The following is a 10532-nucleotide window of genomic DNA, read 5'->3' as shown; positions in this document are numbered from 1 at the left end:
TCCATCACATCTCGATTGCTGCGTCCTTGCAGCCCACATGGCGAGCCTAACGCTTTAGACTTCGCCTTGCTCTGGAATAAATGACAGAGGATTTACGATTTTGCTGGACAGGTGCACAGACCATTTTTGCAATTGCGAGCCGCAAGGCAGACTCGGGTGCAGCTTCAAAGAGCACGGCGCCGGATAGCAGGGCGGAGTCGCACGCTCCAGGATCGGACGGAAGGAATACCTCGATGCTGTGGCCCGGGCCGTATCGCTCCCATGCTTCGCGGAGCTCCCGTTCGGGCGATCGGCCCGCGGATGCTGCCCGCACCTTGTTCAAGACCACCCGGGGAGCCGCGTGAGGGACTGCCCGTTCAAGTTCCGCGAGGCCACGCACGAGTCGCGGAACCCCGATGGCGTCGGCCGCGCCCACGGAGAAAACGGTGTCCGCCAGTTCTATGCTTCGCAGGGTGGCTGCGTTGCGCCGCGGGGCCATCGTGTCGAAGCTGAGTTCCTCGTCGGCTTCAAGGCAGAAACCCGCATCGACCACCACAATTTCCGCGATCTCCTTGGCGAGTTCAAGCACCGAGGAGAGCGCGGCGGCCCGGAGTTCGGTCCACCGATCAGAGCGCGTAATGCCCGTGAGGACCCGGAGGCTGGTTCCTTTGGCGAAGACAGGCGCGGCGATCCGCTTGAGCGATTCGGCATCCAACAATCCTTGATCCGCCAGCCGGCAAGCCTGCGCCAGTCCTGCAGATTCGTCGAGCAAGCCCAGCGACGCCGCGACACTTGCCCCGTAGCTGTCAGCATCGAGAAGGACCACCGACTTGCCTTCAGCCGCCAGCTCCGCAGCGATATTGACTGCCACGAGAGTCCTGCCGGGCGCCCCGGTTGGCCCCCAGACCGCGACGATCCGCCCAGCACCAGCCGGCAGGTGTTCCGGTTCTTCCGGAGCATCAGCGGGACGGAGTTCCGCGGCGGTGTCCGCATATCCGGAGTCCCGTGGTTCCGCGCGTCGCCTACCTTGTCCGGGCAGTTGGCCTACGGCGTCGGAGATCTTGGAAGCCAACGTTGCCGAGTCCACCTCCAACGACGCCGTCACGACGCCGATGCTGCGCAGGCGGCCCGCTTCCCCCGGGTCGTCGCTGAGTGCAACGATGGAGACTCCGACAGCCGCGAGCCGGTCGACCAGCGATGCCGTCAGCTCTCCCGCACCTTCGGCTATGACCGCTGCGCGCGCGAGGCCGCTTTGGCAAGCACCCAGAAGTTCCGCGAGTTCACCGCACCGGCGCACCACAGTCACCGGCCCGTGGAGCCGCTCGAGTCCCCCGACCAAGTCTTCCCGGGACTGCCCGACTGTGACAACGGGGATGCTCATTTGCCGGCACCGCCCGGGTTCCATACGACGGCAATCTTCGCTTTGTTTGCCTGCGCTCCAAGAAGTTTCGGCATGTGCTCATCGTTCACGAGGACCAGAACCACTTTCTCCTTGGACGCTCCAAGGGTGGATGCACCTTCCGTGACCTGGGCGATCTCCGCGCCGGGCAACAGCAATTGCGGCGTGCCGAAGCCGTTGCGCGCATCAGGCAGGGCTACCCAGACGTCAACGCGGGATCCGGCCACCGCCTGGGGAGGCAGTGATTCCTGGATCGTGATCGCCACCGGCTTGCGGTCAAGGGAGTCTGCGGCCCCCAGGCTTTCCTGCGGGACGAGTTGGTTCTTGGCAATTCTTTGGACGGCGACTCTTCCCTCGGGCAGGCCGTCCGCCAGGGTAACGTAGCTGGACTCAATGTCGTCGAGCCGGACGTTGACGATCGCAAGATCGTCCTTGCTGACTCTCTGACCCACTGCAATCGGCCCTCGCGCCGCATACACCTGTATGGTGCGGTCCGCGGTTCCAACGAGTGCGATGACTCCAGCCAGCGATGCCAAGACCAGGAGAATCCCCACCAAAAGCCTCGGATCCCTCCATGACGGTTTCCTGAGCCGAGCTCCAGCGGCCGCCGTAGTTACACCCATCTTGCTCCCCCATTTGCGTAGTTTGTCGGCGTCGACCTCCACTGGCCTATATTCTGACCGCATTTTGCTCGCATCCGAAAGCCACATGGCTCAAATTACGTCAACTGTGGATAACCCCGGCAAGTGGGTGGAACAGTGGCAAAATGGATGCATGCCCCGATTCCTCACTCTGGCTGATGTCGCCGAACAGCTTCAGATCAACTCCCCGCAGGCATACGCCTTGGTGCGAAGCGGAGAACTCAAGGCCATCCAAGTCGGTGGCAGGGGCCAGTGGCGCGTCGAAGAGAAGATGCTGGAGCAGTACATCGAGGAACGCTATGCCGAGGCCAGCAGGATCATCCAAGAGGCCAAGTCAAAGTCGTCCTGATCACTGCCCAGGTCGCGGCGGGAAGCCTGCCCCCACTAGGTGTCCCGGCCCCGCAATGAACGCAGCGCGGCGAGTGACTGGAACGGAACCGTCGCCACCGACACAACATTGCCGGCCCGGCGGACTTCGCCCGGCAACATCATGGCGAGGTCAAAGTGGTCCTTGCCCACGCGATCGATGACGCCGCGCATTGTCCGCTCCTCCCGCACCGGCTCAAGCAAATGAACAGCCAGTTCCGCCCTGTCGCGGGCCAGCATTCGGAGCGCGCTGGCCAGGCCTAGCCGCTGCGACACCTTCGACTGTCCCGGCAGGACGTGCCGGCCCAGGCCCTGATATGTCAGGGCGGCCGTTACAGGCACCAACCACTGGTGGCGACCTTCGTCCAGGACCAAGGTTTCCCTGCCGACATGGCTAAGCGTCCCGGACACCTGTGTCCCGGACCGGAGCTTCACCTCAATCTTCCGGCCGATGGCTCCACGCAGCCTGTCGAACACCTCGATGCCGGCGATCTCCACCCGCGCCCGCTCTGAAATTTCGGATTCAAGTCCCAGTAATCGCTCGGAGGCCAGTTGCGCCTCCATGTCTTCAAACAGAGCATCCCAACGCATTGCGTCAGCGTAAGCGGGCACTCCCCCGTGGTCAATCCTTCTTCACAGTCAAGCAAATCCTAGACAAAATTCACTTATTGTGGTCAAAATAAATCAATCGCTATCAAAGTGCATCAAATAACATCAACTGGGTAAGGGGAACCCATGGAACAGAGCAAAAGACTCCTTCGGAACGACGTTGCAATGGCAGTGACCATCCTGGCGCTCTCTCTTTTGCTCGCTGTCGCCGGCTTGATCTTGATAGACCGGTGGCACTCCGCGGCGGAACGACTCCAGGCACCCATGTTCGACGATCTCCTGGGATTTATCGCAATTGCCGCTGGACTGGGAATCGGGGCCTGGTGGATCGCGACGTTCCTTCTGGCAGTGGCCGCCGCGCTCCTCCGGCAATCAGGCAAGGATCGTTGCGCGGGCGCCGCCGCCAAACTCAGCCCGGCTTTCATGCGCAGACTGGCTGTTGCGATTCTGGGCCTGAATCTCTCGGGGATTACGTTGGCGAGCGCGTCGCCAACGGAACAGCTCGAACCGGCCTGGAGCCCGACCCACGACTCAGCGACGTCCAGCAGCATCTCTGCCCAATGGATGCCCGGCCGCGGCCTCTCTCGCCATCCCTCAGCCGTTCCCTTGAGTGAGTCCGGATCATCCGAGATCGACCCGCATTGGCAGCCCCGGCCACCCGTCGCCGACCCGGGGCTTCTGGGAACCAGGCCACAGCGGGCAGCCGAACAGCATGCCTCACCGGAGCGAGGCGAAGTGGTGGTGAAGCGGGGAGATTCATTGTGGTCCATTGCCGCCCGGCAGCTCGGCCCCATGGCCAGCGACGTCGACATTGCCCTCCACTGGCCGAAATGGTACGCCACAAACCGGAACGTCATCGGAGACGACCCTGGTCTCCTTATCCCGGGCCAGATCCTGCAACCACCACCTGGGTAGCCACCAGCCGATCCACCGCCATCCGCCGCCGACCAGCGATTCGCAACCGAGGAAGCCCATGAGTGCATCACCAGCCATCTACACCGCGCCCCATGCAGACCGACTGGCAGCTTCGCCACCCATCGCCTCCCGTTCAACAGTGGTTTCGCCTCGCGCCAAGGCCGGGGTGGGCGGGCCTTCCGATAAGGGGCCATCGTCTACCGGTAAACCAGCTCGGCTCCTTGGCCTCGACGGGGAAATCCGTGCACTGGCCCGTACCATCGCCCAAGCTGCGGTCGAAGTCCTTGCCGGTACCCGGCCGGTGCAACAGCTCTCACGGACCCTGGATCCGGGCTGCCTCGCCGCACTGCAGCATAGGGCCGCACTGACCAGGGCCCATGCCGCGAGTGCCCAGGGCGGGCAATCCAGGCTTCACCGAAGTCCGATGGTCCGCTCCGTGCACCTCTGCGCGGTGACGGACGGAGTGTATGAGGCCAGCGTGGTCGTCTCCGAAGAGCTCCGCTCCCGCGCCGTAGCCATGAGGCTTGAAGGGAACAACGGCGCGTGGAAGGTCACCGCCCTCGAAATCGGCTGACGGCGGGGTTCAAAGCAGCAAACGGAGAGGGACCAGAACTGGTGGTCTGGTCCCTCTCCGTTTTCGCTGCAGTGTTAGCGGCGCTTCCTCTTGTTGGATCCACGCTGCTTGTCATCGGCGGCGGCTTTGGCCGGGTTGCCTGAGCGTCCCGAGGTCCGCCCCTCAACGCGGGTCTGGCTCGCGCCGTCCTCTCCAGGTGCTGTGTACTGCAGCTGGACAGGCTTCTCCGGGGCTTCGAGGCCGGCCGCGCGGATCTGCGGATCGTGATGTTCGACGTGACCGCCTTCGGGGCTGCCGTCCACCACCACCACGTCTTCGGCGGGCGTTACTTCCACTTCCAGGTTGAAGAGGAAACCGACGCTCTCCTCGCGGATGGCCTCCATCATGCTCTGGAACATCGTGAATCCCTCACGCTGGTACTCGACCAGCGGATCCCTTTGGGCCATGGCGCGCAGGCCGATGCCCTCTTTGAGGTAGTCCATCTCATAGAGGTGTTCCTGCCACTTGCGTCCAAGGACCGAGAGGACAACCCTGCGCTCGAGCTCGCGCATGTTCTCGGCGCCGATGGCTTCTTCCCGCTCCTTGTAAACGAGCTGCGCGTCCGAAAGAATCTCGTTTTTGAGGAATTCAACGGAGGCGCGGGCCTTGCCGCCGGCTTCGTCAATAATCTCCTGGGCGGTAACGGTTACCGGGTACAGCGTCTTGAGATTGGTCCAGAGTTGGTGGAAGTCCCAATCATCGCCGGTTCCCTCTGCCGTGGCGGCATCGATCAGGGCGTTGATGGTGTCCTCCAGGAAGAACTGGACCTTCTCGTGCAGGTCGTCGCCCTCCAGGATCCGCCTGCGGTCGCCGTAAATGGCTTCGCGCTGGCGGTTCAGGACGTCGTCGTACTTGAGGACGTTCTTTCGCTGCTCGGCGTTGCGCCCTTCAACCTGGCCCTGGGCCGACGCAATTGCACGGGACACGAGCTTGGATTCGAGGGCAACGTCGTCCGGCACCGAGCTGTTCATCAGGCGCTCGGCCGCACCGGAGTTGAAGAGCCTCATCAGATCATCGGTCAGCGAGAGGTAGAAGCGGGACTCCCCCGGGTCACCCTGACGCCCGGAGCGGCCACGGAGCTGGTTGTCGATTCGACGGGATTCGTGGCGTTCCGTGCCTAGGACATACAGCCCGCCAAGTTCAAGCACTTCCTCATGCTCGTCCTTGACTGCCTGCTTGGCCGCTTCGAGTGCTTCCGGCCACGCGGCCTCGTACTCCTCGGAGTTTTCTTCAGGGTCCAGGCCGCGCTTTGCCAGTTCGGCGATGGCCGTGAACTCGGCGTTGCCGCCCAGCATGATGTCCGTACCACGGCCGGCCATATTGGTGGCTACCGTGACGGCGCCCTTGCGTCCCGCTTGCGCGACAATCGCGGCTTCCCGCGCGTGGTTCTTCGCGTTCAGGACCTCGTGCCGGATGCCGTCCTTGGCCAACAGCTTGGCAAGGTATTCGCTTTTCTCCACGCTCGTGGTGCCGACGAGCACGGGTTGGCCCTTTTCGTGCCGTTCCGCGATGTCCTTCACCACAGCTTCGAACTTCACGATTTCGTTCTTGTACACGAGGTCCGACTGGTCGATGCGCTGCATGTCCCGGTTGGTGGGAATAGGCACCACGCCAAGCTTGTACGTGCTCATGAACTCCGCGGCTTCGGTTTCGGCTGTGCCGGTCATGCCCGAGAGCTTGGAGTACATGCGGAAGTAGTTCTGCAGGGTCACCGTGGCGAGAGTCTGGTTCTCGGCCTTGATCTCGACGTTTTCCTTGGCTTCGATCGCCTGGTGCATGCCTTCGTTGTAACGCCGTCCGGCAAGGATGCGCCCGGTGTGTTCGTCGACAATGAGGACTTCGCCGTCCAGGATGACGTAGTCCTTGTCCCGCTTGAAGAGCTCTTTGGCCTTGATGGCATTGTTCAAGAACCCAATGAGCGGAGTGTTGGCGGATTCGTAGAGGTTCTGGATGCCGAGGTAGTCCTCGACCTTCTCGATGCCGGCTTCGAGAACGCCGACAGTGCGCTTCTTTTCGTCGACCTCATAGTCGGTTTCAGCCTGGAGACGCTGCACGACCTTGGCGAATTCGCTGTACCAGCGGTTGGTGTCACCCTGGGCCGGACCGGAAATAATGAGCGGCGTACGGGCCTCGTCGATGAGGATGGAGTCTACTTCGTCGACAATCGCGAAGTGGTGGCCGCGCTGCACAAGCTCCGATTTGTCCCACGCCATGTTGTCGCGCAAGTAGTCGAAGCCGAATTCGTTGTTCGTGCCATAGGTGATGTCCGCCGCGTACATCTGACGGCGCACTTCGGGATCCTGGTTGGACAGGATGCAACCGCTGCTGAGGCCAAGGAACCGGTAGACGCGGCCCATGAGTTCGGACTGGTATTCGGCGAGGTAGTCGTTGACTGTGACGACGTGCACGCCTTTGCCGGTCAGCGCATTGAGGAAAGCCGGAGCCGTGGCCACGAGGGTCTTTCCTTCACCGGTCTTCATTTCGGCGATATTGCCGAGGTGAAGAGCGGCGCCGCCCATGAGCTGGACATCGAAGTGGCGCATGCCCAGGGTGCGGGAGGAAGCCTCACGCACGGCCGCGAAAGCCTCCGGCAGGAGATCGTCCAGCTGCTCGCCGTCCTCGTGACGGGCGCGCAGCCTGTCCGTCTCCTCGCGCAATTCGGCGTCTGAGAAGGTCTTGAAAGAGTCTTCGAGGGCGTTGATGGAATCGGCATAGGTCCGCAGTTGCCTCAGGGTTTTTTTGTCACCCGTGCGGAGAAGTTTTTCGATAAGTGATGCCACGTAAAGTTGCTCCCAGTCTCAAGCTGCCGAATTCTGGCGGTTTCAGTCTACGGGAGAGACCAGCGCCACGCGGCCCCGTTTCCCTGAGAGCGGAGCGCAAACGCCCGCAAGGCCGCTGCCGGCCCCTCCGGATCTCAGCCGCGGGCCAGTTCCGAGGCGAGCGCCGGCGAGAGATCGCCCATCGGGGACACGACGACGTCGTCGAGGCCCAGCCACTCGGCCATCAGGCGCAGCTCAGCGGAAAGCTCGACGGCGGTGTCCGCCGGAGCGTCCGGCTCCGCATGGGCGGCACGCACCAGAAGCTGCTTCGCCGCGCGGTCCGCCTTGAGATCCACGCGTGCGACCACGGCGTCGCGGAGGAGGAAGGGCAGCACGTAGTAACCGAACTTGCGCTTCTCCGCAGGCGTGTAGATCTCGATCCGGTAATGGAAGCCGAACAGTTCCTCGAGCCTTCTGCGCTCAAAGACGAGTGAATCGAACGGGCTGAGCAGTGCGCGGCCCGTGGCCGCCCGCGGCAGCCTGGCGTCCACATGCCGGTACAAGGCCCGGTCCCAGCCACGCACGGTGACCGGCTCCAGGCGCCCGGTGGCAACAAGCCTGTCGATCGATGCCGCAGCGGCCTTCACCGGAGTCCTGAAATAATCGGCGAAGCAACGGATTGTTCCGATGCCGTGGGCCTGGGCTGCGGCGTCGATCAGCCGGTCCATGGCCGCTACCGACAGATCGGAGTCCCCGTCCGGGAGCGATCCCGCGCGGGCAGCGACTCCAGGCAGCCCCGGAGGAAGAACCCTCGACGTCAGCGTGTACCGGCGCTCGAACTGCTCCGTCCTGGACGCAGCCGTCACGAGTCCTTCTTCAAACAGGTACTCCAAAACCCTTTTGACGAGGTTCCAGTTCCAACCCCAGTTATCGTGCTGCCGATCTTCCTGGTGCCCCAGGTGCGCGGTCAATTGCGCGGCAGTCATGGGGCGCCCTGAGGCGAGCGCGCCCAGGATCCGGCTGGCCATGTCCTCCCGGATTCCGCGTTCCAGGTGGGCCGCGCCCACCCAGGCACGGTTTTGCCAAAGAAGCAGATCCTGAAAGTGTTCCGGGCGGATGAAGCTGGCCTCGTGTGCCCAATACTCCATCATGCGCCGGGGACTTCGCCCGGCCATGGCGTGAAGGATGCTTCGGTCGTAATTGCCAAGCCGCGAGAAGAACGGAAGGTAGTGACTGCGGGAGAGGACATTGACGGAGTCGATCTGCACCACCTGGAGGCGGGCAAAGGTGCGGCCCACCGCCCGTGAAGTCACGGGGCCGGTGGGCCGTTCCTTGTCCAGTCCTTGGGCCGCCAATGCAATCCGCCGTGCCTGCAACAGGCTCAGCGAAGCGGCCATGCCAGTCCTTTCATGGGAATACGAAGGCGGCCTAGGCCGTGGCGGCCTGGTCCTTCGAACGGTAAGCGTGGATCTGTTCCTCCACGGGTTCGTCTCCTGGTTCGCATGTGGAGTCCAGAGTGATTACTCCATATGTCCAGCCACGGCGACGGTAGACAACCGACGGCGTGTTGGTTTCCTTGTCCACGAACAGGTAGAAATTATGGCCCACCAATTCCATGTTGTCCACCGCGTCATCAAGGGTGAGCGAAGCGGCGGGGAAAACCTTGCGACGAATCAGGACCGGGGAATCACCGGCCGGAATGTCGTTGTCGACGTCGTAGGGCGAGCTCTCCACCGGTGGCGTCGTTGGCTCCTGGTGGTTGCTGGCCTCTACATAGATGGGTTCGCTCGCGCTGGCAGGCTCAAGCGTCGCAGTAGCCTCACGAACGGCTTTGGGGGTGTGGCGGCCGTGGTGGACCTTCTTGCGGTCCTTGGCCCTGCGGAGTCTTTCCAGCAGCTTGCTGTAGGCGAGATCAAAGGCGGCAAATTTGTCAGCGGCGCTCGCTTCGGCCCGGATCACAGGGCCCCGGCCCAGAACTGTTACTTCCACCGTGAGCTGGCCCGGTGTCTGGCGCGGGTTGGTTTCCTTAGAAACCTTCGCGTCAACCCTCTGGACCTTGTCCCCAAGCGATTCAATCTTTGAAATCTTCTCGCCGGCATACTCGCGGAAGCGATCCGAAACGGTCAGATTACGGCCGCTGATCATGAACTCCATGGTGCCCTCCAAACAACTCAGGTGACACGATAAGGGCGCTTCTCGGGGCTGATCTGACGGACAGTCGAGCCCCTTTCCGAGCCGCTATCGACAGGTACATCTGTTCTTGGTACCCATAACCGACGTTAGTTCATCGCCACGGGTAATTCATCCTTTCGTCACTTATTTTTTGTTTGAGTCGATTCGGGCAGGGCAGCTGGTCCGCCCGTAGGAAGGTCCCTTCCGGCCGGTGGCCGGGTGGCTGCAAGGACCACAGCGCCACACACCACACCTCCAGCCGCCGACACTGCCCGGGCGGCTTCGGCGAGGGTGGCACCCGTGGTGAGGACGTCGTCGACGATGACGCAAGCCCGGCCCTCCAGGGAACCTTTTCGGAGAAGCCGAACGGTCATGGAGCCGCGGACACGGCGCGCACGCTCGCCGCGGCCCAAACCCTTTTGCCCGTTTCCCGGTCCGGGCGCCGTCTTCAACGCATCCGCCAGGTGCATGCCCGGCAAGGCGTCCAGGCGCCGCAGGCGGCCGAGCAGGAGATGGACCGGGCTGAATCCGCGACGCCGGAAGGCCGCATTGCTGCTGGGGACAGGGACAAGGCAGATGCCCTCCCCGTCGCCAACGGCAGACCGGATGGCCGTGCCCAGTGCAGGCGCGAGCACCGAGGCAAGCCGTCCCTGGCCCAGATGCTTGAAGGAGAGAAGGGCCTGGGCCAATTCGTCCCGATAGTGTCCGCCCGCGACAACGGGCAGGAGCACGGTTCCATCCACCGTGAGCAAGGCCGGAGCTTGCCCTTCAGCGCGGAATGGTCGGGAGCACAGAAGGCGGAGGTGCCGTGCACAGGTGCCGCAGAGCGCCGAATCCTCGGAACCGCAGCACACACATTCCACCGGGGCAAGAACCGCCAGCAACTCAAGGAAGGAGTCCCCTGCGCCCAGCGCAAACCTCGCCAATCGGGAATGATGGACTCCCCGATGGCGCGCGCCGCCACCCGGGACGACGGCAAGGTCCGGGTCGCGCTCCCGGCAACGGCTTTCAGTTCCCATGCCCCCAGCATCCGGCTCATCGCCGTCGGCAAACACTCCCCAAGCGGGCTATGTGGAAAC

Annotated in this window: 10 protein-coding genes; 3 read left to right on the top strand and 7 right to left on the bottom strand. The window is 63.1% G+C overall.

What is annotated here, in order from left to right; translation table 11 throughout:
• Positions 1-46: 46 nt before the first annotated feature.
• Complete coding sequence (locus tag KNN17_RS11565) at positions 47-1360, bottom strand: AAA family ATPase (RefSeq protein WP_241709219.1); 1314 nt, start codon at positions 1358-1360, stop codon at positions 47-49.
• On the bottom strand, positions 1357-2001 hold the full coding sequence (locus KNN17_RS11560) for an SAF domain-containing protein (RefSeq protein ID WP_241709275.1): 645 nt from the start codon (positions 1999-2001) through the stop codon (positions 1357-1359). The genes KNN17_RS11565 and KNN17_RS11560 overlap by 4 nt, the downstream gene beginning before the upstream one ends.
• A gap of 151 nt (positions 2002-2152) precedes the next feature.
• Between KNN17_RS11560 and KNN17_RS11555 the strand changes: the two genes are divergently transcribed.
• Positions 2153-2368, top strand: coding sequence for a helix-turn-helix domain-containing protein (locus KNN17_RS11555; RefSeq protein ID WP_059387549.1), 216 nt, complete (start codon positions 2153-2155; stop codon positions 2366-2368).
• A 35-nt stretch (positions 2369-2403) separates the two neighbouring features.
• Here KNN17_RS11555 and KNN17_RS11550 read toward each other — a convergent pair whose 3' ends face one another.
• Positions 2404-2976: a hypothetical protein gene (locus KNN17_RS11550; RefSeq protein ID WP_241709218.1), complete on the bottom strand. Its 573-nt coding sequence runs from the start codon at positions 2974-2976 to the stop codon at positions 2404-2406.
• Between the two features lie 144 nt (positions 2977-3120).
• On the opposite strand from KNN17_RS11550, the gene KNN17_RS11545 reads away from it, so the two are divergent.
• Together KNN17_RS11545 and KNN17_RS11540 are read left to right on the top strand one after the other, a co-directional pair.
• On the top strand, positions 3121-3909 hold the full coding sequence (locus tag KNN17_RS11545; RefSeq protein ID WP_241709217.1) for a LysM peptidoglycan-binding domain-containing protein: 789 nt from the start codon (positions 3121-3123) through the stop codon (positions 3907-3909).
• Positions 3910-3967: 58 nt separating this feature from the next.
• On the top strand, positions 3968-4483 hold the full coding sequence (locus KNN17_RS11540; RefSeq protein ID WP_241709216.1) for an Rv3235 family protein: 516 nt from the start codon (positions 3968-3970) through the stop codon (positions 4481-4483).
• 74 nt (positions 4484-4557) lie between these two features.
• Here the strand turns inward: KNN17_RS11540 and secA are convergent, their stop codons facing one another.
• The 4 genes from secA to KNN17_RS11520 form a co-directional block, all read right to left on the bottom strand.
• Positions 4558-7302, bottom strand: coding sequence for a preprotein translocase subunit SecA (gene secA, locus KNN17_RS11535; protein WP_241709215.1), 2745 nt, complete (start codon positions 7300-7302; stop codon positions 4558-4560).
• Between the two features lie 134 nt (positions 7303-7436).
• Positions 7437-8678, bottom strand: coding sequence for a winged helix-turn-helix domain-containing protein (locus tag KNN17_RS11530; RefSeq protein WP_241709214.1), 1242 nt, complete (start codon positions 8676-8678; stop codon positions 7437-7439).
• 31 nt (positions 8679-8709) lie between these two features.
• Positions 8710-9435 (bottom strand): ribosome hibernation-promoting factor, HPF/YfiA family, encoded by a 726-nt coding sequence (gene hpf, locus KNN17_RS11525; RefSeq protein WP_241709213.1) that lies wholly within the window; start codon positions 9433-9435, stop codon positions 8710-8712.
• Between the two features lie 158 nt (positions 9436-9593).
• Positions 9594-10472, bottom strand: a complete 879-nt coding sequence (locus KNN17_RS11520) for a ComF family protein (RefSeq protein WP_241709212.1) — start codon at positions 10470-10472, stop codon at positions 9594-9596.
• Positions 10473-10532: the final 60 nt, after the last annotated feature.

Origin of the sequence: Arthrobacter bambusae, assembly GCF_022606295.1 — a bacterium.
In the GTDB taxonomy this organism is placed as follows: domain Bacteria; phylum Actinomycetota; class Actinomycetes; order Actinomycetales; family Micrococcaceae; genus Arthrobacter; species Arthrobacter bambusae_A.
The sequence above is the reverse complement of the archived record's forward strand: the minus strand, read 5'-3'. Positions and strand labels throughout refer to the sequence as shown.

Bases quoted from the DNA above. Each gene is read 5' to 3' on its own strand.
- KNN17_RS11565 (WP_241709219.1), bottom strand. From the start codon at position 1,360: ATGAGCATCCCCGTTGTCACAGTCGGGCAGTCCCGGGAAGACTTGGTC.
- KNN17_RS11520 (WP_241709212.1), bottom strand. From the start codon at position 10,472: ATGGGAACTGAAAGCCGTTGCCGGGAGCGCGACCCGGACCTTGCCGTC.
- KNN17_RS11560 (WP_241709275.1), bottom strand. From the start codon at position 2,001: ATGGGTGTAACTACGGCGGCCGCTGGAGCTCGGCTCAGGAAACCGTCA.
- KNN17_RS11530 (WP_241709214.1), bottom strand. From the start codon at position 8,678: ATGGCCGCTTCGCTGAGCCTGTTGCAGGCACGGCGGATTGCATTGGCG.
- KNN17_RS11555 (WP_059387549.1), top strand. From the start codon at position 2,153: ATGCCCCGATTCCTCACTCTGGCTGATGTCGCCGAACAGCTTCAGATC.
- KNN17_RS11545 (WP_241709217.1), top strand. From the start codon at position 3,121: ATGGAACAGAGCAAAAGACTCCTTCGGAACGACGTTGCAATGGCAGTG.
- hpf (WP_241709213.1), bottom strand. From the start codon at position 9,435: ATGGAGTTCATGATCAGCGGCCGTAATCTGACCGTTTCGGATCGCTTC.
- KNN17_RS11550 (WP_241709218.1), bottom strand. From the start codon at position 2,976: ATGCGTTGGGATGCTCTGTTTGAAGACATGGAGGCGCAACTGGCCTCC.
- KNN17_RS11540 (WP_241709216.1), top strand. From the start codon at position 3,968: ATGAGTGCATCACCAGCCATCTACACCGCGCCCCATGCAGACCGACTG.